General features: G+C 42.2%; 22 protein-coding genes. 10 read left to right on the top strand and 12 right to left on the bottom strand.

The window, feature by feature from the left end; all coding sequences use genetic code 11:
- Positions 1 to 13: 13 nt before the first annotated feature.
- Together ACFE90_RS11890 and smpB are read right to left on the bottom strand one after the other, a co-directional pair.
- Complete coding sequence (locus ACFE90_RS11890; protein ID WP_375500677.1) at positions 14 to 304, bottom strand: WGxxGxxG family protein; 291 nt, start codon at positions 302 to 304, stop codon at positions 14 to 16.
- 182 nt (positions 305 to 486) lie between these two features.
- The gene (smpB, locus tag ACFE90_RS11885; RefSeq protein ID WP_100900463.1) at positions 487 to 954 is read right to left on the bottom strand and encodes an SsrA-binding protein SmpB; all 468 of its coding nucleotides are present in this window, start codon (positions 952 to 954) and stop codon (positions 487 to 489) included.
- Between the two features lie 635 nt (positions 955 to 1,589).
- Between smpB and ACFE90_RS11880 the strand changes: the two genes are divergently transcribed.
- Positions 1,590 to 2,273, top strand: a complete 684-nt coding sequence (locus ACFE90_RS11880) for a response regulator transcription factor (protein WP_100900464.1) — start codon at positions 1,590 to 1,592, stop codon at positions 2,271 to 2,273.
- Positions 2,274 to 2,347: 74 nt separating this feature from the next.
- Here ACFE90_RS11880 and ACFE90_RS11875 read toward each other — a convergent pair whose 3' ends face one another.
- The 4 genes from ACFE90_RS11875 to murC all read right to left on the bottom strand — a co-directional run bounded on the left by ACFE90_RS11875 (position 2,348) and on the right by murC (position 6,076).
- Positions 2,348 to 2,827, bottom strand: a complete 480-nt coding sequence (locus ACFE90_RS11875; protein ID WP_375500701.1) for a low molecular weight protein-tyrosine-phosphatase — start codon at positions 2,825 to 2,827, stop codon at positions 2,348 to 2,350.
- Between the two features lie 76 nt (positions 2,828 to 2,903).
- Complete coding sequence (locus ACFE90_RS11870) at positions 2,904 to 3,251, bottom strand: YbaB/EbfC family nucleoid-associated protein (protein ID WP_100900466.1); 348 nt, start codon at positions 3,249 to 3,251, stop codon at positions 2,904 to 2,906.
- Positions 3,252 to 3,488: 237 nt separating this feature from the next.
- Complete coding sequence (gene murB, locus ACFE90_RS11865; RefSeq protein ID WP_375500675.1) at positions 3,489 to 4,490, bottom strand: UDP-N-acetylmuramate dehydrogenase; 1,002 nt, start codon at positions 4,488 to 4,490, stop codon at positions 3,489 to 3,491.
- 122 nt (positions 4,491 to 4,612) lie between these two features.
- Positions 4,613 to 6,076 (bottom strand): UDP-N-acetylmuramate--L-alanine ligase, encoded by a 1,464-nt coding sequence (murC, locus tag ACFE90_RS11860; protein WP_375500673.1) that lies wholly within the window; start codon positions 6,074 to 6,076, stop codon positions 4,613 to 4,615.
- Between the two features lie 402 nt (positions 6,077 to 6,478).
- On the opposite strand from murC, the gene nadD reads away from it, so the two are divergent.
- Together nadD and ACFE90_RS11850 are read left to right on the top strand one after the other, a co-directional pair.
- Positions 6,479 to 7,129 carry a nicotinate (nicotinamide) nucleotide adenylyltransferase gene (gene nadD, locus ACFE90_RS11855; protein WP_375500671.1) on the top strand — a complete coding sequence of 217 codons (651 nt, stop codon included), beginning with the start codon at positions 6,479 to 6,481 and terminating at the stop codon, positions 7,127 to 7,129.
- Positions 7,130 to 7,245: 116 nt separating this feature from the next.
- Positions 7,246 to 8,259, top strand: coding sequence for a type I glyceraldehyde-3-phosphate dehydrogenase (locus tag ACFE90_RS11850; RefSeq protein WP_375500669.1), 1,014 nt, complete (start codon positions 7,246 to 7,248; stop codon positions 8,257 to 8,259).
- Positions 8,260 to 8,329: 70 nt separating this feature from the next.
- Here the strand turns inward: ACFE90_RS11850 and thiL are convergent, their stop codons facing one another.
- A complete protein-coding gene (thiL, locus tag ACFE90_RS11845) occupies positions 8,330 to 9,349 on the bottom strand; it encodes a thiamine-phosphate kinase (protein ID WP_375500667.1) in 1,020 nt (339 codons plus the stop codon).
- 89 nt (positions 9,350 to 9,438) lie between these two features.
- Here thiL and ACFE90_RS11840 point away from each other — a divergent pair, with 89 nt between their 5' ends.
- The gene (locus ACFE90_RS11840) at positions 9,439 to 10,026 is read left to right on the top strand and encodes a Uma2 family endonuclease (RefSeq protein ID WP_375500665.1); all 588 of its coding nucleotides are present in this window, start codon (positions 9,439 to 9,441) and stop codon (positions 10,024 to 10,026) included.
- 62 nt (positions 10,027 to 10,088) lie between these two features.
- Here ACFE90_RS11840 and ACFE90_RS11835 read toward each other — a convergent pair whose 3' ends face one another.
- Positions 10,089 to 11,195, bottom strand: coding sequence for a peptidylprolyl isomerase (locus tag ACFE90_RS11835; protein WP_375500663.1), 1,107 nt, complete (start codon positions 11,193 to 11,195; stop codon positions 10,089 to 10,091).
- 232 nt (positions 11,196 to 11,427) lie between these two features.
- Between ACFE90_RS11835 and efp the strand changes: the two genes are divergently transcribed.
- The 3 genes from efp to ACFE90_RS11820 all read left to right on the top strand — a co-directional run bounded on the left by efp (position 11,428) and on the right by ACFE90_RS11820 (position 13,075).
- Entirely contained in the window at positions 11,428 to 11,985 is a 558-nt protein-coding gene (gene efp / locus ACFE90_RS11830; RefSeq protein WP_109012189.1) for an elongation factor P, read from the top strand.
- 109 nt (positions 11,986 to 12,094) lie between these two features.
- Positions 12,095 to 12,652, top strand: a complete 558-nt coding sequence (gene accB, locus ACFE90_RS11825) for an acetyl-CoA carboxylase biotin carboxyl carrier protein (protein ID WP_375500661.1) — start codon at positions 12,095 to 12,097, stop codon at positions 12,650 to 12,652.
- Between the two features lie 75 nt (positions 12,653 to 12,727).
- Positions 12,728 to 13,075, top strand: coding sequence for an ArsR/SmtB family transcription factor (locus ACFE90_RS11820; protein WP_375500659.1), 348 nt, complete (start codon positions 12,728 to 12,730; stop codon positions 13,073 to 13,075).
- Positions 13,076 to 13,124: 49 nt separating this feature from the next.
- Here the strand turns inward: ACFE90_RS11820 and ACFE90_RS11815 are convergent, their stop codons facing one another.
- Together ACFE90_RS11815 and ACFE90_RS11810 are read right to left on the bottom strand one after the other, a co-directional pair.
- A complete protein-coding gene (locus ACFE90_RS11815) occupies positions 13,125 to 13,736 on the bottom strand; it encodes a GerMN domain-containing protein (protein ID WP_375500657.1) in 612 nt (203 codons plus the stop codon).
- 314 nt (positions 13,737 to 14,050) lie between these two features.
- Positions 14,051 to 15,865, bottom strand: a complete 1,815-nt coding sequence (locus ACFE90_RS11810) for a proline--tRNA ligase (RefSeq protein WP_375500655.1) — start codon at positions 15,863 to 15,865, stop codon at positions 14,051 to 14,053.
- A gap of 150 nt (positions 15,866 to 16,015) precedes the next feature.
- Here ACFE90_RS11810 and ACFE90_RS11805 point away from each other — a divergent pair, with 150 nt between their 5' ends.
- The 3 genes from ACFE90_RS11805 (at position 16,016) to ACFE90_RS11795 (ending at position 18,432) form a co-directional block, all read left to right on the top strand.
- Positions 16,016 to 17,398: a 1-acyl-sn-glycerol-3-phosphate acyltransferase gene (locus tag ACFE90_RS11805; protein ID WP_375500653.1), complete on the top strand. Its 1,383-nt coding sequence runs from the start codon at positions 16,016 to 16,018 to the stop codon at positions 17,396 to 17,398.
- Between the two features lie 172 nt (positions 17,399 to 17,570).
- Positions 17,571 to 18,104 (top strand): hypothetical protein, encoded by a 534-nt coding sequence (locus ACFE90_RS11800; RefSeq protein ID WP_375500651.1) that lies wholly within the window; start codon positions 17,571 to 17,573, stop codon positions 18,102 to 18,104.
- Positions 18,094 to 18,432, top strand: a complete 339-nt coding sequence (locus ACFE90_RS11795) for a protochlorophyllide oxidoreductase (RefSeq protein WP_375500649.1) — start codon at positions 18,094 to 18,096, stop codon at positions 18,430 to 18,432. The genes ACFE90_RS11800 and ACFE90_RS11795 overlap by 11 nt, the downstream gene beginning before the upstream one ends.
- A 143-nt stretch (positions 18,433 to 18,575) precedes the next feature.
- Here the strand turns inward: ACFE90_RS11795 and ACFE90_RS11790 are convergent, their stop codons facing one another.
- Both ACFE90_RS11790 and ACFE90_RS11785 read right to left on the bottom strand, forming a co-directional pair.
- Entirely contained in the window at positions 18,576 to 19,151 is a 576-nt protein-coding gene (locus tag ACFE90_RS11790; RefSeq protein WP_375500647.1) for a Uma2 family endonuclease, read from the bottom strand.
- A gap of 133 nt (positions 19,152 to 19,284) precedes the next feature.
- Positions 19,285 to 19,833: an NAD(P)H-dependent oxidoreductase subunit E gene (locus tag ACFE90_RS11785; protein ID WP_375500699.1), complete on the bottom strand. Its 549-nt coding sequence runs from the start codon at positions 19,831 to 19,833 to the stop codon at positions 19,285 to 19,287.
- Positions 19,834 to 19,869: the final 36 nt, after the last annotated feature.

Raw genomic sequence — 19,869 nt, 5'->3', positions numbered from 1 at the left:
ATTTTCTAATTGTCTAGTCTCTGTAGGTAGTGGTCCCTGGAGCATTAGGGTCGCGGTAAGCGGTGGGTTCGTTCCCACTCTTTTTACCAGTTAAACCAGCTAAACCAGCTAGACCAATTAATCCTAGCCAACCCCAATCAAAACCGTTGCGATCATCGGAAGTGGTTGTTCTGGTCGTTCCTGAAGAAGTACTAGCTCCGGTGTCAGTTGTCGTCTGAGCTTGTGCGGATAGAGTTAAGGGTAAAACTGCCATACTCAAGGTGAGAACGCCAGCACCAACAGCTGTAATGAAATTACTTTTCATAAGTTTTGACAATTCCTTATGCCATCCGAAGTTACTCACCACTTTATCGATTCCCAGCTTTAAGAAAATCAATCTGCGGCTATAAACTAAGAATTTTCACAACTCACGCTGTGGACATACAACATACTTTTTACAGCAATCCGTTTCTTACTCTGATGTGGTAGTTCAGCAACACTGACACCTCAATAGTTTTTCATTGCCCGTTGAATGTCACGCTGGTCTTGGCGTCGTTTCAAGTCTTCTCGCTTATCGTGGAGCTTTTTACCTTTGCCAAGGGCTATACTTACTTTTACCCAGCCACGTTTGAGATACATTTTCAAAGGGATTAAAGTTAAACCCTGCTGTTCTACTGTGCCAATTAGCTTGCGGAGTTCTTTGCGATGCAACAGCAGCTTCCGTGTACGCCGTGGTTCATGATTAAAATATTGTCCACTAGCGTTATAAGGCGAGATATGGACATTGATCAACCATGCTTCACCATTGCGAAGCAAAGCATAGCCATCTTGGAGATTGACTTTACCCGCACGAATCGACTTAACCTCGGTTCCTGTCAACTCAATTCCAGCTTCGTAAGTTTCTAGAATTTCATACAAATAACGGGCTTGGCGGTTGTCGCTAATAACTTTGTAACTGTCGCTCTTGTCGCTCATTGATAATTTTGTGTGCTTTAAATGTACCTAAAAAATTATTTAGATTTTTTGTTAATTATAGGCTGTATCTTAGAACTGCTATAAATTATGAACTGTATATCACTAATTTAGCTTTTATCAGTTCACAATTAAGAATTTTCTGGCAACTTTAAGTTATATGATACCGATTACCTGTGAGTTAGGTAAGACTTGAGGCTTAAGCCCTAAGTTTTACCTAGCTTGATTTTGTGTAGTTTCCTAAAGAATTGGTATGATGCCAATAATCATTAATGATTAGCTAAAAATTAATTACAAAGGACAAAAAATAACAGATATTTATCCCTACTTAGCTTTTAGTAAATTATTTATTAAGTTAATATTAATTTATACTATGGTAGTATTTACCGTGCTTTATTGATGAGTTGTTATAAACGACAAAGCTTTCTATGCCTCTCAAAGAGAGTGAGTCAAAGGTGAGTTACACTTCTTTAACCTTTTCTAAGGATTTAAGATTTTCTTTATAAATCATCCGTAAAAACATCATTAGGTAGTAATCCTGTCATAGTATGAAACATAAGAATATTATTGTCTGTGTTCACTGATGAAGCGCGTAAAAGCAAATTTCTGAGTAAAAAAATTCTAGGGGTGTATTGTCCATGCCCTTGACAATCCTTGTAGTGGATGATGATTTGGGCACTCGCCTGTCTGTTAGTGACTATCTTGAACTGTCTGGCTACTCAGTGATTACGGCTAATGACGGTCAAGAGGCTTTGGTTATGGTGGATGAGCATCATCCAGATTTGATTGTCACAGATATTGTGATGCCGCAGATGAATGGCTACGAACTAGTGCGTCGGGTGCGTCAACAACCAGTGTTTCGGTTATTACCTGTAATTTTATTAACAGCCCGAACTAAGACCCAAGAAAGAATTTTGGGCTACCAGTCAGGGTGCGATTTATTCTTACCCAAGCCTTTTGAACTGGAAGAGTTAGCAGCAGCAATCCGCAATCTTTTGGAGCGATCGCAAATTATTCAATCGGAGTATCGGTTTTCTCATAAAGAGAGTTTGGGCATTTCCGCCTCGACAAAAGCGGTGGATGCCCATAATTCTCTTTCCACTCAAATTCAGAAATCCCACTTGCACTCATCCCTAACTCATAGAGAACAGGAAGTCTTAGAGTTATTGACTCATGGTCTTTCTAATGCCGAAATGGGTCATCAGCTACACCTGAGTCCTCGCACAGTGGAAAAGTACGTTAGCAGTTTATTGAGAAAAACCTCAACCAGCAACCGAGCGGAATTAGTGCGTTTTGCAATAAAGCATGGTTTGGTGGAATAAAATAAAGTTAGGAGTAGAGACGCGATTAATCGCGTCTGTGTAGGAGTGAGGAATTAAAACTCCTAACTCTTAACTCATAACTCATAACTCCTAACTTTTGTCAGCAGACCTTCACAAGCATCGATCAGTAAATCAATAACCCGATTAAATCCCTCTTGACCACCGTAATAGGGATCTGGAACTTCTTTCAGGGAGTGTCGAGAGCAAAACTCGCACATCAAACGTACTTTATGCTGATACTGCTTAGTTTGATCAAGATTGAGGATGTTCTCATAATTTTCTTGATCCATCGCTAAAATTAAATCAAAGTCTTGAAAGTCTGACTTTTTAAACTGGCGTGCTCGACCACGTAATTTAATTCCCAACTTTGTAGCAGCCGCAGCACTCATGCGTCTGTCAGGTGGACTACCAACGTGATAGCTAGATGTACCAGCTGAGTCACAAAGTATGTGTTCGCTCAAGCCAGCCTGCTCAATTAGATGATTCATAATGTTTTCTGCCGATGGCGATCGGCAGATGTTACCTAAGCAGACAAATAGCAACTTGTAAGCCATGGATATTTTTTGTCCTTTGTCAATAGTCATTTGTCCTTTGTCCTTTGTCCAATGACTAATGACTAATGACTAATGACTAAAATCCAGGAAGTTCTAGTCCACTGGTCAATTCTTCCATACGTTCCCGCATTGTTGCTGTGGATTTGTTGTAGGCTTCTTTCATTGCCACTGTCACTAGATCAGAAAGTACTTCTGCACCTTCCCCTAGAGCATCTGGAGAAATTTCTACCCGCTTAGGTTCTTGGTTACCACTGACAATCACCTTCACCAGACCACCGCCAGATTCTCCTAGAATCTCCATTTGCTCCAATTCTTCTTGGAGTCGCTTTGCGCCTTCTTGAACTTGCTGCGCTTTTTTAAAAGCGTCAGCCAATTCTTTCATTTTTCCTAAGCCAAAGCCGAATCCTTGTCCTTTACCTGTCATAATTAGTTTTACGCGTATGCGTTGAATAACAAATCAAATTCAATTATAGATGCGGTAAGTAATTTGCCTCTTTTTTTACCAATAATTAATGCGTTAGAGAGTGGGGAGTGAAGAGTAGGAAATTAGGCATTGGGAATTGGGCATTGGGAATTGGGCATTGGTTATTAATTCTTCTTCCTCATCCCCCTCATCTCCCTCATGCCCGTCATCCTCCTCATCTCTCCCATTCCCAATTCCCTATCCACAAGCACCTTGAAACTCTCCGAGCATTTTGACTTCTGGTTCTAAATTAATAGACCAACGTTCTTGTACTTGATGTTGAATGTGGCGAATCAGACAGAAGATATCACTAGCTTTTGCTCCACCACGGTTAACAATAAAATTAGCATGAAGTTGTGCTACTTGCGCTCCACCAATTTGGTAACCTTTGAGACCAGTTTGTTCAATTAACCAGCCAGCGCTGTAAGGTTTGGGATTGCGGAACACACTTCCACAACTGGGGAAGTTGTATGGTTGGGTGCTCAAACGATGCTTTTTGTGTTCTCTGGTGATTGCCACAACTTTTGCTGGGTCTGCACCTGGCGCGAGTTGTAATGTGGCTTGGGTGACTATGCGATCGCCACCTTGCAATAATGAAGTTCGGTAGCTATAACCTAACTGATCAGGGCTAAGAGTTTCCAACGTACCATCGGGTGAAAGTACCTGGGCACTAACTAACATATCTGCGATACAGCTATTATGTGCCCCTGCATTCATCACCACGGCACCTCCGGCTGTTCCAGGGATACCAACAGCCCACTCCAATCCTTGCCATCCTAATTCTGCTGCTGCCAATGCCAAGCTAGGAATTGATTCTCCAGCAGCAACGGTTAATTGACCTGTCTCTGGGTCAAAGTTGCTGAAGCGGAGATGACGAGTAGCAATGACTAAACCTGATATACCGCGATCGCTCACTAGCAAGTTAGAACCTGCTCCCAGTGTTGTCACCTTTAAATTACGTTGTTTTGCGTATTTAAGACTTGCTTGCAGTGCTTCTAAGTCTCGGGGGGCAACGTACAAATCAGCTGCTCCCCCAACTCTATAGGAAGTAAACGCTGACAAGGAAGCCTGGGACTTAATCGCACAATCAGTATTGGGTAAGTAAATTACTTCACTGTCCACCGAATTAGTTGTTTGATGTTTCTTTGTATTCAAAGCAGAAACTGTGCAGACGTTTCCAGCTGCCTGGGAAATGGTCATCTTTACTTTTTTGGTAAAATTTTTACATTTACTTACCGTAAATATACGGTAACATAGTTCACAGATGGAACCGTTGCTAGACGGGCGCTTTGCTCAGAAATAAAACTTCGCAAAGCCTCCACTTAAGATGTGGCTTTAGCCGGTTCGCAAAGTGTCGTAATTATTTCAGGAATTATCTGATTCAAGTTCCCAGCCCCCAAAAACAGCGCCAAGTCTCCTGGGCGTAGTGTTTGCAGCAAGAACTCACACACTGAGGGTAAAGTTGGTTGATAAACTACAGGAGAATGCTGTTTAGCAATTTCTGCCGCTAGATGTTCACCAGTAATTTGCCCTAAATTTGGTTCACCTGCACTGTAAATATCAGTCAGCACAACCAAATCAGCATGGGTAAAGGAATTGGCAAATTCATCTAAAAAGGTGAGTGTACGGCTATAGCGATGGGGTTGGAAGATGGCAACCACTCTTTGCCCTGGTCTTGCCTGTAAGCGTGCTGCGGCCAAAGTAGCGCGAATCTCGCTAGGATGATGAGCATAGTCATCGATGAAGGTAATACCATCGACTTCACCCCGGAATTCAAAGCGGCGTCTTGCTCCTTCAAAGGTGGCGATACCTTTAGCAATTTCTCCAAATTCTAAGCCCAAGAAGCGACCAACAGCTACTGCTGCTAAAGCATTACTGAGATTGTGCCGACTTAGCAGGCGTAACTTCAACACGCCCAAAGCTTTGCCTCTTTCCCAAACTAGAGCTGTGGTGCCATCAGCCCGATAATCAATATTAGTAACGCTGTAATCAGCGTCGGTATCTAAGTATAAGCTGTAGCTGATTGTGGGTTGCAAGCGATCGCGCACTGTAGCACAATCAATGCTACCTATTAACGTTTTACAACCCTTAGCAAATGTCTGGAAGATGTCAATGACTTCTTCTAATGTCTCGTAATGGTCTGGATGATCGAGTTCAATATTAGTGATGATGCCAATCTCTGGAGTGTGTTTTACCAAGGAACCATCAGATTCATCTGCTTCGGCTACCAAATATTGGCTTTGTCCCAATCGAGCATTGCCAGACCAAGCATTGACTTCACCACCTACTAAAATCGTTGGGTCTAGACCTGCTTCCACAAGCATATAGCCAATCATGCTACTGGTTGTAGTTTTGCCGTGTGTTCCTGCCACTGCAATACTGTGGTAATCGGCAATTAAAGCTGCTAGTACATCTGAACGATGTAAAATTGGACAACCTAATTCTAGCGCTGCTTTGTATTCTAAATTATTCGTATTAATTGCTGTTGAACAAATGACTTGAGGCAGTATTGAGTTAGTAACAGTAGGTAATTCTTCTTGTAAATTTAATACTACTGCATTCGCTAATATCTGAGGGCGAAAGAATTCGAGATTGCTTGCCTCTTGTCTACCAAAAATATGAGCGCCGATAGATTCCAATTTGTGCGTAATGTGGTTAGGACGAAGATCCGAACCTGATACTGGAAATTGACGCTTGGTGAGAACGTATGCCAGAGCAGACATACCTATACCACCGATGCCAATGAAATGAAATGGTCTACCACTAAAATCTACAGAATTAGTCATTTCTTGCTCCTTTTACACCACACCACACCATAATCACAAATGACACGCGTATCATAACAGGAATTTGATTTTTACCGTAACTGTCCCTATATCATGTTTATGTTTAATGGCCAGATGATATTTCTGCTCTGGTTTTGCTTGTTCAGAATGATTTTACCTTGGTTGGAGGTTTTTCCTATTTCTGAACTGTTTTTAAGATTATTCTGAAAATTTTGGTCGCATCGGGAAAGAAATTCTTGTAATGTCAAATACATCTTTTTGGCTACCTTACTGGAATTGGCTACATCATACATTGTTAGTGAAGCTGATTTTAAATTGCATTCAGTTTAGGGATAAATTGACTACAATAGTACATTGGTAATGAAACTATTTTTCAATTGCATAAAACCCAGGCATAACTGGATGCAACAACTAGCAATTTTTGGTGGCACATTTGATCCAATTCATTGGGGACACCTGCTGGTAGCCGAGAGAGCTTTGCATCAAGTATCCCTTGAAAAGGTAATTTGGGTGCCATCCTTAAATCCTCCTCACAAACAAGCAGCTTTATTTGAGCATCGTGTGGGAATGCTGCAATTAGCCATAGAAGATAACCCAGCGTTTACTGTCTCACTAATGGAGGCAAATCGCTCTGGGACTTCCTATGCCATTAACACCCTGATGGACTTATCTGCTTCTTACCCAAATACTCACTGGTACTGGATCGTAGGCTTGGATACTTTCCAAACTTTACCCCGTTGGTACCGTGGACACGAACTAGCACAAATGTGTGATTGGTTAATAGCACCCCGACTGCTAGGTGGTGAGACTATAACTCAAAGTAAATTAATCTGCAAGCAAGTGGAGCAACAGCTGAGGGAACAGTCAGTTACCATTCACTGGCAACTCTTAGATATACCTTTAGTAGGAGTTTCGTCAAGTCTAATTCGCAAATTTTGCCGCGATGACTTCGTCAACGCCAAGGGCGAACGCCAGTCAATTCGTTATTTAGTCCCGGAATCGGTCAGATCATATCTCACTAACAACAATCTCTACTCAAACAAATCTGAATAAATTATGTGTTTTTTTATTGATCTAACACTTTATCGTTATAAGTGCCCCCCCCCTTTGCGATATGATTGGGGTCAACGATATCAACATATAAGCATAAATACAGAGGGCAAGACACTGTGATTAGAGTTGCAATCAACGGTTTCGGGCGGATTGGACGTAACTTTGCACGCTGCTGGGTGGGTAGAGAGAATAGTAAAATCGATCTTGTCGCTATTAATGACACTTCAGACCCTAGAACTAATGCTCACCTGCTGAAGTATGACTCAATGCTAGGGAAGATCAAGGGTGCTGAGATTAGTGCCGATGATAACTCTATCATCGTTAACGGTAAGACCATTAAGTGCGTATCCGATCGCAACCCAGAAAACTTGCCCTGGAAAGAGTGGGGAATTGACCTAATTATCGAAGCAACAGGAGTGTTTACTAGCAAAGAAGGAGCGCTCAAGCATGTGAATGCTGGAGCTAAGAAAGTTCTGATTACCGCTCCTGGCAAAAACGAGGATGGCACTTTTGTGGTTGGTGTGAATCATCACGACTATGACCACAACAAACACCACGTTATCAGTAACGCTAGCTGTACTACCAACTGCTTGGCACCGATTGCCAAGGTGTTGAACGATAAGTTTGGCATCATCAAAGGTACGATGACCACCACCCATAGCTATACAGGTGACCAACGCTTGCTAGACGCTTCTCACCGCGATTTGCGACGGGCGAGGGCAGCAGCAATTAACATTGTACCCACCTCTACTGGTGCAGCAAAAGCAGTGGCGCTGGTTATCCCAGACCTCAAAGGCAAACTAAATGGTGTTGCCTTGCGCGTACCTACCCCGAACGTCTCAATGGTAGATTTCGTAGTTCAGGTTGAGAAGCGTACTATTACTGAAGAAGTTAACCAAGCTCTCAAAGATGCTGCCGAAGGGCCACTCAAAGGCATTTTGGACTATAGCCAACTAGAACTGGTATCTTCCGATTATCAAGGTAGTGATGCTTCTTCCATTGTTGATGCTAGCTTGACTTTGGTTATGGGTAATGACCTTGTAAAAGTTATGGCGTGGTATGACAACGAGTGGGGTTACAGCCAACGAGTTTTGGATTTGGCAGAATTAGTAGCCGAGAAGTGGCAATAATTTGTCATTAGTCATTGGTCATTGGTCATTAGTTTTAGACAAGTGACAAAGGACAAATGACAAAGGACTATTAATCAAAATGTTGAAATCCTTGGCTAAGACTCAGAACTTGGTCAGGGAATTTTTTTTGTTCGTCGTGCAATAGTACTGTTGATCCGGGTGTAATGCTGCCTACGATCGCAGCACCTTCACCAAGATGTTGCACTAAGGCTGATGCTAACTCTTGTGGCAAGCACAGCACTAATTCAAAGTCTTCGCCACCATATAGAGCATATTCCAGCGCTTGCTCTTGTGTCAGCCAATGGTTAAAAGTTTTTGGTACAGGAATTTCTCTTCGTTTTAGAATAGCGCCAACACTACTGGCGCGGCAAATTTGAATAATCGCATCTGCCAAACCATCGCTGCTATCCATAGCAGCAATGGGTAGTTGGGAGTTAGGAGTTAAGATTTTCCAGAGGATTGGTAAGACATCTAATCGTGGCTGTGGGCGTTGGTGGGCGAGGATTAAAGCCACGCGTTCTACATTTTTGAGGTCTTGTCCTAATTCGGGATGCAAGAGCAGTTCTAAGCCAGCTCTTGAGGCTCCATGAACGCCTGTAACGATGATCGCATCTCCCACTACAGCAGCAGAACGGCGGATAATTCGATCAGGGGCAACTTGACCAAAAGCAGTAATTGCCAGAGTAGTCACAGGCGATCGCACAATATCACCCCCAACAATTGAGGTATTGTATTTTTGCAGGCATTCTGTCATTCCCTGGTACAATCGTTCAACCCAACTCACCCTAACTTCACCGGGGAGTCCCAACCCGACAGTGATTCCCAATGGGGAAGCGCCCATTGCAGCTAAATCTGATAAATTGGCAGCAGCAGCTCGCCAACCAGCATCTTCTGGGGAAGTGGTGACATTGCTAAAATGTACACCATCAACCAGCACATCTGTTGTTACTACTAAAGATTGCTTTGGTGCAGTCACCAGAACTGCTGCGTCATCGCCGATAATTTCTGGAGGACAGAAGCGCTGCAATCTTTCTAAAAGACCTTGTTCTCCAATATCTTGTACTTGTTGAGAAGATAACTCTCTGTTCACAATCGGTTTTCCGTGTTGCAAAATTACTAAGAAAACTGATGATTTGTTTTACTGTTTCAAATAAGGGTATCGTCTAGGAGTCAGTTGGGATGGTAACAACACCAGTAACCAGCATCACATTTGAGGAGTACTTAACCTATGATGATGGCAACGGTTTCCATTATGAACTGGTGGATAGCAAGCTAGAGCTAATGAATCTACCTACTATTGAACATTTTCTGATTGCCAAATTTCTTGAGCAATTACTAGATGCAGAAATCAAACGTTGCAGCTTACCTTGGCTGAGTTTTCGGGAAAGTGGGGTGAGAACGGGTAGAAATAAATCTAGGTTGACCGATTTGTGTGTAGTGACAGTGGAACAAGCCGAAGAATTGTTAAATGCCTCAGCAGTATTTCAGTCACCGCCGTTACTAATTGTCGAGGTGGTCAGTCCAGAGTCGGTGAAACGGGACTATCGCCATAAGCGATCTGAATATGCGGCCTTAGAGGTTCCTGAATATTGGATTGTAAATCCTCTAGAAGGGAAGATTTCGGTGTTATTACTGGAAGATGGATTTTACGAAGAAACACTTTTTACAGCCACTCAAAAAATTGTATCACGGACTTTTCCAGAATTAGCAGTCGCAGTTGATCAGATATTCACCGCCGGAAATCTGAATCAGGGGAGACGCGATTAATCGCGTCTGTACAGGAGTTAAGAGTTAGTAATTGTTCTCCCCCTGCTCCCCCTGCTCTCTTCTTATGCAGTTTGCGGCTCAACCAGATTTTCTATTCCCTGAACGACTGTTGCCGATTCAATTTTGTCACCCGCCTTCAGTTTATCCAAAACTTCTTTGCCTTCGGTGAGATAGCCAAACACGGCATAGCGACCATCTAATAGGTTGCGTCCGGCGGGGGTGAGTTCTGGTTCAAAGAGGAAGAAGAAGAATTGTGAAGATCCACCATTCACTTCACTTTCGGGACGAGCCATCACCACTGCGCCAAAAGCAGAGAAAGGTAGAACTGGCATATCGATGTAACGACCAGCTTCTTCTAGTGTAATGCCATAAGTAGGCGCTTTATCACCTTCAACTAAGACTTCTAAGGGAATAGCGCGATATTTACCTGTGTTTGGATCAATGAAACCCACGTTTTTACCTTCTGGATCTCCAGTTTGCAGAAAGTAAGATTCTTCAGAACGGGTAAATTCTAAACCATTATAAAAACCCCTCTGCACCAAATCTACAAAATTACCAGCAGTGACAGGGGCGCTATAACCATCTACTACCAGGGTCAAATCGCCTTTGTTGGTTTTGATTTCTACTGTGGCACGACCTTTAAGTTGTGGCAAGTTACTGTACTCAATAGGGACTTCAAAGGGAAATTGTTTCACCATTGACTCTTCTATCTGAGTAACGAGATTCAAAAGTTTGCCTCTCTCTTGGAGAATTTGTTCTTTATCTTTACTCTTTGCCAATTCTTCCAATTTACCCACCCCAGATTTCAACTCGGTAATCCAAGCTTCGGCTTGGGGTTGGCGTTCTTCGGGAACGCTTGTTAAGATTTGGGAGGGTTTATCGAGAATGCGGGATGCTTTGCTGATGTCGTTGGAAATAGCACTCCACCGCCGATTCGCCCGTAGTTGGGCAGAGATGTCCTCTAAACTGGCTTGTAATTGCCGTACAGGTTTGTTATCTATCGGGAGTGCATACCGCAACAAAGCCTTACCGTCGGTAATTGCATTGCCGGATGGCAGTGCGGCGCTACTGGAGGGAGTCCACCCAGATGTAGTTATGCCTAAAAATATTGTTACCAGCAGTATTGCCATTAGGCTGTTCTTCAGCCAGGATTTTAATAAGTTAAGCATGGGATAACTCAAATGCAGCATTAGATTGTTGACTGGACGTAACCCATCAATAATCTTCCCACGTTAAGGGCGGAGGATAAATGACTAATGACTAATACTTCTCTACGAGAGGCTGCGCCAACGACTACGCTCAGTACAATTGACAAATGACTAATGACTAATGAGAAATGCCCAATGACGACCCTAGAAGGGTACAATAAATGCCGATTGTCTTCCAAAATTTGAAAGTTTCATGATCTCCAGTAACGACTTTCGACCCGGTGTTTCAATTGTATTAGATGGGTCTGTATGGCGAGTGCTAGAATTCCTGCACGTCAAGCCAGGCAAAGGTTCTGCTTTTGTACGAACTAAGTTAAAAAATGTCCAGAGTGGCAGCGTGATGGAAAAAACGTTCCGAGCCGGGGAAACAGTTCCGCAAGCCACGCTAGAAAAAAGCACGATGCAGCATACCTATAAAGAGGGCGATGAGTTCGTCTTTATGGATATGGAAACCTACGAAGAAGGCAGATTGACCCGCGAACAAATTGGCGATCGCGTCAAATACCTCAAGGAAGGTATGGAAGCTGAAGTTATTAAGTGGGGCGACCAAGTGCTAGGAGTAGAATTGCCTAAGTCTGTGGTTCTGGAAATTGTACAAACAGATCCAGGTTTAAAAGGTGACACTGCCACCGGTGGCTCAAAACCAGCAACTCTAGAAACTGGTGCAGTTGTGATGGTTCCTTTGTTTATTTCTCAAGGAGAACGCATCAAAGTTGATACTCAGGAAGATAAATATATCAGCAGGGAATAACTTTCATCTCTACGGAGATGCTTGTTCCCGATGGAAATCCCTACATAGGGATTTAATCCCTGCCACACTTAAGATACTCATTTACGGATAGGTCGAGGTAATAAAAACTGTGCCATTGGACTTTAATGAAATCCGCCAACTACTGGCAACTATCGCCCAAACAGATATTGCAGAAGTGACGCTCAAAAGCAATGATTTTGAACTAACAGTCCGTAAGGCTGTGAGCGTCAGCAATCAGATGTTGTCGGTAGGTCAAGCGACCTTCGGCGGTGTGGTGGGTTCTGGCTCGACATCGGGTTCATCTGGGGGAAACCAGATGAACACGAGTCAGGTAACGGAGGTGTCCACATCTCGCGTGTTTGAGAATACTGGAACTAGCACACAATTACAGTTGTCAGTAAATCCCCCCTCAACCCTTGACCAGAGATTAGTAGAAGTGCCTTCCCCAATGGTGGGAACGTTTTATCGCGCTCCTGCGCCGGGAGAAGCAGCATTTGTAGAAGTAGGCGATCGCGTCCGCAAGGGTCAAACTGTCTGTATCATTGAGGCCATGAAGCTGATGAATGAAATCGAAGCCGAAGTCTCTGGACAGGTGATGGAAATTCTTCTGCAAAATGGCGACGCTGTAGAATATGGTCAACCTTTGATGCGAATTAACCCTGATTAAGTATTAATCTATATATGAAATGAGTCATCCCAAATGAGTCATCGTTAAAACTTCAGTCCTTGCGGGTTAATCCTGATGAAACAAACGTTGCCTTTACCGCCAGAAGTGGTGCAACAAGTAGCTGAATACTTTAGTCTGTTAAGTGAGCCGATGCGCCTGCGGCTGCTTCACTTATTACGGGATGAAGAAAAATGCGTGCAAGAGTTGGTAGAGGCAACACAGACTTCTCAGGCAAATGTATCAAAACACCTGAAGGTAATGTGGCAAGCAGGTGTCCTTAGCCGCCGCAGTGAAGGAACTTGCGCCTATTACCGGGTGGAAGATGAAATGATTTTTGATTTGTGTAATCGGGTTTGCGATCGCCTTGCCACAAGGTTAGAACAGCAAGCCCGTAATTTTCGTGTGTTAAATAGCAAACGTTAGGTCATTTGTCCTTTGTCATTTGTCCTTTGTCCTTTGTAATGACTAATGACTAAAGCGAATAATTTTTTTGAAAGCTTTCACGAGTTAGTGGCTGTTGTAACTCTAAACCTTCACCACCTAAAACATCCAATGGTTTGCCGTTCACGTCAATGTACACTTTGGCTTTAGGATTTAAAGTTGTCGCAGTATAAACAACTTGTCCTACACGGCCCATCATTGATGTGCTTCCACCGCCACTGGTAAAATCTTCAGATAAATTAACGTGAACTTCGTCATTTTCCGCCTTCAGCCCCAAAAGTTTGGTTCTTTTGGGGATAGTTGTGGAATCTGTCCCTTCTGTTGGACCTGCTAACAAACTTTGGAAAGCTGCTTCTAATGGCTGGTTGGGTCGTATAGAAGCGACTCTAACAGGCTGGGGGACTAAAGTAACATTTTTGTCCGTTGGTCTGAGCCAATAAACGTTAGGGCTTTGCTCATTAGCTGGCTGCCTAGTTGATGGCTGTGCTGGCTGTGCGATGCGCCCAGAGGGGTTTGGTGGTGTCGGTGTATTGCTGGAGTGTGTAGTAAACCAAGCCACACCGCCACCCACCGCTACAACCACTGCTGAGACAGCTGCAATTGCGCCTGAAGAAATACGATTAGATCCTTGTTGGTCTTTCATGTTCAAAACCTTCCTGACTGAGGGCTGATATGGTAGTTATGTGAGGAGCAGCCTGGTTAAGGACGATACTTATAACTGAAGAGTTTCCCGCTACCTGGAGGAGACTTTATGCCTCAAAAGGCGATTATTTTTAATTCTGCAAGTCCCTGATTCAATTTTAAAATTTCTATTTCTAATTCGTCACCTGCCAAATTATGTAAATTTCATTCTTTTTGGAGATGATTAAAGATTAAATTTACAACACAAAGGAACGCTGAGTAAAACGCAGAGAAACGCAAAGTAAAGTATTGATTCCTCTGCGTAAATGTTGAAGTTTAATTTTTTACCTGAATTGCGGCGGTAATCCACTTGTGAAGTGTGGTTGTAACTTCCTCAATGACAATTTCTTGAGAGTTGCGGGTTGCTCTTTCTACAACTTCGACTTTGCCATTAATGATCGCCCGTCCGGTTACAATTCTATAAGGTATGCCTATCAAGTCAGCATCTTTAAATTTAACTCCAGCCCGTTCGTCGCGGTCATCTAGTAGGGTTTCAATTCCCCTGGAATTGAGTTCTGTGTAAAGTTTTTGGGCAATTTCAATTTGTTGAGCATCCTTTATGTTAGGAATTGTGATGATCGCGTGATAAGGTGCGATCGCAACTGGCCAAATAATCCCATCTTTATCGTAAGATTGCTCTACGGCAGCTTGCGCTAATCGTGATACACCTACGCCAAAACAACCCATAAATAGCGGCTTTTCTTCACCCTGTTCATTGGTATAATTTGCTTCCATCGCTTGGGAATACTTAGTACCTAATTGGAAGATGTGACCTGCTTCAATTCCACGGGCGCTAGCAAGAGTTTGTTCTGGGTTATGGATGGCGCGATCGCCTGGTCTTGCCTTACGAATATCTACTACTTGTTCTGGTAATTTAAATTGCTCACCCCAATTAGCACCAACTACGTGATAACCAGTTTCATTTGCGCCTGTAACAAAGTTTTTTAAATCAACGGCTGTTTGATCCACTAAGCGCAAAAACTTAGGATGGATCTGTTTATTAGCAGTAATATACTCATCTGCGATGTCTGACGCAATGTAACCTAAAGGTAGAGATTTAGTTGTCCATGTTTGTTGGGCTTCTACATTTGGTACATTCAAACTAATAATAGTTTTAGCGCTATACTCAGGAGCTAGTTTGGTCAATTCATTTTGCAACTTGACTTCATTAACTTCCTGATCGCCTCGGATGCTCACCAGAACTAACACCGTTACACCATTATCATAAACTGTCTGATAAAGGACGTTTTTCACCAATTGAGTGGGAGAACAGTTGAGGAGTTGACACACCTTTTCAATCGTTTCTGTTCCAGGTGTATCGCGTTTCTGGTAGGTTGTAAACCGTGAGGTTTCGGCGTCAATTGGTAAAGAAACAGCCTTTTCTACGTTAGCAGCGTATTTACCATCTTCAGTGTAAAGAACTTCGTCTTCACCAGCTTCTGCCAAAATCATAAATTCTGTGGAACCAGAACCACCAATTGCACCAGAATCAGCTTCCACTGCTCGAAAAGCCAAACCAGAACGCCGTAGGATATTACTGTAGGCTTTATACATATCCTGGTAAGTTTCTTTGAGGCTGGCTTCATCGGCATGGAAGGAGTAGCCATCCTTCATAATAAATTCCCGTCCGCGCATCAAACCAAACCGGGGACGAATTTCATCACGGAATTTGGTTTGAATTTGGTAGAGGTGTAGGGGTAGCTGGCGATAAGAGCGAATCATATCACGAGCGATCGCTGTGATTACTTCTTCATGAGTTGGCCCTAATCCTAATTGTTGTTCACGGCGGTCAATTAGGGAAAACATGATCCCCTCAGCTTTGGTATAAGTGTCCCAGCGTTCCGATTCCTTCCATAAATCAGCAGGTTGTAATTGTGGTAGGAGACATTCTTGTGCGCCTGTAGCGTTCATTTCTTCCCGCACAATTTGGGAAACTTTTTGTAATACCCGCCACATCAAAGGTAAATAAGCATAAATACCGCTACCGATGCGACGAATGTAGCCTGCACGGAGTAATAATTTATGACTAGGAATCTCAGCATCAGCTGGATCATCCCGGAGTGTAACGAATAACATTTGTGACAGTCGCATCGTTTATAGCCTTTCTTTGATCGCTAATTTCTATGTCAACTAAAGTATGAAGTATTAAGGATGAAGTACAAAGTACACAGTGTTATTTCTTTTTCATTTTTACTTATAGCTTTCCGCCTTTTTTTATCGCAACTTTAGGAGAGAACTACCTTGGCAAATGTAATTTATCAAGCACAAGCACCCTTAGAATTTATTCCGCCGGCGTTTAACCCTTTGTTACTACGAGTTGTCCATCTGTTGCTACCCAGCTGGATAAACTGGCAAACATCTATTACCGAAATTGAAGCAGACAACGTAGAGGTTCTGGTGGATCTCTATCGCCAGTTTCAGGAGGGTAAGATCCGTTTTATGCTGGCATTTCGCCATCCAAAAACAGACGATCCGTTTTCTTTGGGCTACTTGCTGTCTCAACTCGTGCCAAAGGTAGCACGATCGCAAGGTACAACACTACAATTTCCCATTCATGCTCATTTTATCTACGATCGCGGCATTCCTCTATGGGCAGGTGCCCACGTTGGTTGGATTGCTTCTCATTTAGGTGGTACTCCGATTCAGCGAGGTAAGGCTGACTGGACAGGGTTACGTTCGGCGCGTGAGTTGTTTGCTAATGGGAAATTCCCGATGGCGGCTGCGCCAGAAGGTGCTACCAATGGTTTATCAGAGAATATTAGCCCTCTAGAACCTGGTATCGCCCAATTAGGCTTTTGGTGTGCTGAAGATTTGCACAAAGCTGGACGCGACCAACAGGTTCTAATTGTACCAGTTGGAATTAAATATAGTTACGTTGATGCTCCTTGGGATGCGATCGCTAATCTTTTAAGTGAATTGGAAGCGGCTAGTGGTTTACCTGTGAATGCAGCAGAAAATGCTTCTATAGAATCGCTTTATCCCCGGTTGTTGACTTTGGCAGAACATTTACTTTCGTTGATGGAAAAATTTTACACGCGCTTTTATCATCTAAAGCTGCCAGATATCAAAACAGTAGTAGGGAAAATCGAAGATAGAAATGAAGCGTTAGCAGTTCATTTACAAGCTTTGTTGAATGCGGCGCTACTAATATCAGAACAGTATTTTGATTTGCAATCAAAAGGTACTTTGAGTGACCGATGTCGGCGGGTTGAACAAGCTGGGTGGAATTATATATTTAGAGAAGATTTTAAGGATGTAAAAGGAGTATCTGCTGTTGAAAGAGCTTTAGGCGATCGCATTGCTGAAGAAGCGAATGCACGGATGTGGCACATGCGTTTAGTAGAAAGTTTTGTCGCTGTTTCTGGTAATTATATTCGTGAAAATCCTACAGTAGAAAGGTTTGCTGAGACGACTTTAATTTTATGGCAAATGATTGCTAAAATAAAAGGTAATAAAACCGTACAGCGTCCACAATTGGGTAAGCAGAAAGTCAAAATTACTGTGGGTGAAGCTATATCTATTTCTGAGCGTTACCCGGCGTATAAAGAAAATCGTTTGGGTGCTAGACAAGCTGTTGCTGATGTGACAAATGATTTACAGCACTCGTTAGAAGGTTTAATCTGATTAGATGGTGAGGATCTTTCTCTCCCTCACCATTGCAGTCTATAAAATCTCTTGAACTGTTAATGGCAATCTCACTCTATAGTTATTTATAATCTATAAATCTGAAATATTGCTACTAAAAGTTGATACAACTTACTTGACTACCATTGGCTCCTATAAGGTAAAAGTCCGAATGAAATCGGCAGTTGAGGAAATTGCTATGCTTTCTCCAGCTAAAAAAAATGATATGCCTACTAATTGGACTTTTAAATGGTTGAATTTATGGCACAATACCGATTTTGAATGTCAAAACATCGTCAAACTTGTTTATAAGGGTAAAGTCTGGGGATTAGTGCGATATGGTGTTTATCCCTATCCCGGTTCTCCAAAGTATTTAGAGATAGAACAGATAGAAGCTCACCCTAAAAGTCGAGGAGAGGGGGTTGAACGCTTCATGGAACCAATCGGCAAATGGTTAATTTGGTATGCAACCAAGGTTGGATTGGAGTTGTGTCAAACAGAAACAGATGAACCGCTAGTTGTCCTGGTTGCTCTAGATACGGCTGTGTCCTATTATAGTAATAAGGTGCAGATGGAGTATCTAGGGGCTGTCACAATCGCTCCGGGAGAAGATGGATATGCTTTTAGATTCTTGCGGAAAGCAGCCGCATCCTTCTGTGATCAACAAGAAAGCTTAAGAGGAGTGCCAAAGTTATATGGCCAGTAACACAATAAAAGCCGGGTCAAATGTTGTTATGACTCACGCCCAAAGGCAAGCTTTCCTGAAAACGTCTCCTTTGGGACAACTATTCGGAGTAACACATTTACTACCTGAAGTAGAAGATTCAAAAAGCCACAACCATGCTTTAAGTAATCAAGCAAAATTGGTAGATGTAGATATATCATTCTCTAGCAAACATAAATTTCAGTATGAAATGTTAGAGCCTTACAGAAAAGGTCGTGGGAAATGGTTTAGAACTGTATCTTGGATGGATCTGTATCGCTCAAAGCTTGAAAAAACTTCATCCCAAACAAAGACAATGATAACAGTGTAAGTAGTAATAAAAACACTTTAGATAAATCTAGAAACAAATAATGTAAAGATTAAAGACGCGATTAATAGCGTCTTTAATCTTTTTGACCACTTTAACTCTTTATCCGACAAAGCATCAATCGAGTAATTCACCAATCTCATACATTAACCTGGAAATACCTTAGATAAATCTAGAACTAAATCAAGAAAACAGGGCAGCTTAACTGATTCATTTGGCAGATAAATTAACTTGCGACGATAACCGAATTTAAATTGCAAAGTTTGATAAGGTTCGCTATAGCACTCCAGATAATTATCTACTAAATTAAATATCCAATAATCAGAGATATTTGCTTCTGCATAAATAAGTAGCTTTTCCTCTTGGTCATATTTTAAGGATGAATCGGCAATCTCAATTAAGAGTAAAATATTAGATGGGTTGGGATGATTTGCTAGATAGTCATCATCTCTATTCTTTGCAATTACTCTATCTGGTTCAGGCTCACTGTTGTTAGATAAAGTAATTGGTTGTTGTCCTCGCAGTGTTGCACGATCGCCTACTAGCTTATATAATTCTCGTTCTAAGCGTGTTTCACAAACAGAGTGCGGTGTACCTTTGGCTGCCATCTGGATTATTTCACCCTTAATCAACTCAACTCGGTCATTTTCCTCAAAGAAGCCGAGTTCAGCTAGACGGTGATATTCAGCTATAGTAAAGCGTTTAGCAGTGGTAAGGCTCATAACAACTACGAGAATGCAGAGTTATTTTTATCTTAATTGACAAGGATGCTATACAGACGATACCAACAACAAATAGGGATAAAATTTTTACCCCTACAAAGTTGTGTATTATTTTAAGAATAGCTAGAGAAGTTTATTGCTCTGAAGTTAAGTGACTTTCTAGCAAAGATGCGATCGCTTCTGGATGAATATTCTTGTATTTCTTGTTACCAAGCTGTAAAACACAGTTGGGAGCGCTGCCACAGCATTTTTGGCAACTAGTATGTTCAATGTTAACTTTGTCTAACAAACCGCGATCGCACAAAGTTTTTTCTAATTCTGATAATAAACTTTTACCTCCACGTTTGAGGCAACCGCCCTTTTGACACACCATAATTTTGGCTTTGGGTTGGAGTGGCAATTTTTGAATTGGACACGCATCAATTGGTGTCACTCGATAGGCTTTAATTTTTATTTTACTTGTGTGCGAATCTACCTTACTATGACCACAAACACGAACTCGCTGACCGGGAACTAAAGATGAACTCAGAGAACGGCGCAACTCTTTAGGCAATTTAATTTCCACATTTCCAGATGGAACTGCTAATTGCAAATATTTATATTTTCCTGGTTCACCACCAACAAAACCTACTAACTGTCCTTCAAGGTTCAATTCTGATAACGTCAAATATTTGTTACCCATGATTGATAAAAAGTTATTGGGGATTGGGGATTGGGG

Origin of the sequence: uncultured Nostoc sp. (assembly GCF_964245445.1) — a bacterium.
GTDB lineage: Bacteria > Cyanobacteriota > Cyanobacteriia > Cyanobacteriales > Nostocaceae > Nostoc.
The sequence above is the reverse complement of the archived record's forward strand: the minus strand, read 5'-3'. Positions and strand labels throughout refer to the sequence as shown.

Bases quoted from the DNA above. Each gene is read 5' to 3' on its own strand.
- ACFE90_RS11815 (WP_375500657.1), bottom strand. From the start codon at position 13,736: ATGAAAGACCAACAAGGATCTAATCGTATTTCTTCAGGCGCAATTGCA.
- murB (WP_375500675.1), bottom strand. From the start codon at position 4,490: ATGACCATTTCCCAGGCAGCTGGAAACGTCTGCACAGTTTCTGCTTTG.
- ACFE90_RS11785 (WP_375500699.1), bottom strand. From the start codon at position 19,833: ATGGGTAACAAATATTTGACGTTATCAGAATTGAACCTTGAAGGACAG.
- ACFE90_RS11800 (WP_375500651.1), top strand. From the start codon at position 17,571: ATGAAATCGGCAGTTGAGGAAATTGCTATGCTTTCTCCAGCTAAAAAA.
- efp (WP_109012189.1), top strand. From the start codon at position 11,428: ATGATCTCCAGTAACGACTTTCGACCCGGTGTTTCAATTGTATTAGAT.
- ACFE90_RS11835 (WP_375500663.1), bottom strand. From the start codon at position 11,195: ATGCTTAACTTATTAAAATCCTGGCTGAAGAACAGCCTAATGGCAATA.
- ACFE90_RS11875 (WP_375500701.1), bottom strand. From the start codon at position 2,827: ATGGCTTACAAGTTGCTATTTGTCTGCTTAGGTAACATCTGCCGATCG.
- ACFE90_RS11790 (WP_375500647.1), bottom strand. From the start codon at position 19,151: ATGAGCCTTACCACTGCTAAACGCTTTACTATAGCTGAATATCACCGT.
- smpB (WP_100900463.1), bottom strand. From the start codon at position 954: ATGAGCGACAAGAGCGACAGTTACAAAGTTATTAGCGACAACCGCCAA.
- ACFE90_RS11870 (WP_100900466.1), bottom strand. From the start codon at position 3,251: ATGACAGGTAAAGGACAAGGATTCGGCTTTGGCTTAGGAAAAATGAAA.
- ACFE90_RS11820 (WP_375500659.1), top strand. From the start codon at position 12,728: ATGAAACAAACGTTGCCTTTACCGCCAGAAGTGGTGCAACAAGTAGCT.
- nadD (WP_375500671.1), top strand. From the start codon at position 6,479: ATGCAACAACTAGCAATTTTTGGTGGCACATTTGATCCAATTCATTGG.
- ACFE90_RS11810 (WP_375500655.1), bottom strand. From the start codon at position 15,865: ATGCGACTGTCACAAATGTTATTCGTTACACTCCGGGATGATCCAGCT.
- ACFE90_RS11880 (WP_100900464.1), top strand. From the start codon at position 1,590: ATGCCCTTGACAATCCTTGTAGTGGATGATGATTTGGGCACTCGCCTG.
- ACFE90_RS11795 (WP_375500649.1), top strand. From the start codon at position 18,094: ATGGCCAGTAACACAATAAAAGCCGGGTCAAATGTTGTTATGACTCAC.
- murC (WP_375500673.1), bottom strand. From the start codon at position 6,076: ATGACTAATTCTGTAGATTTTAGTGGTAGACCATTTCATTTCATTGGC.
- ACFE90_RS11840 (WP_375500665.1), top strand. From the start codon at position 9,439: ATGGTAACAACACCAGTAACCAGCATCACATTTGAGGAGTACTTAACC.
- ACFE90_RS11890 (WP_375500677.1), bottom strand. From the start codon at position 304: ATGAAAAGTAATTTCATTACAGCTGTTGGTGCTGGCGTTCTCACCTTG.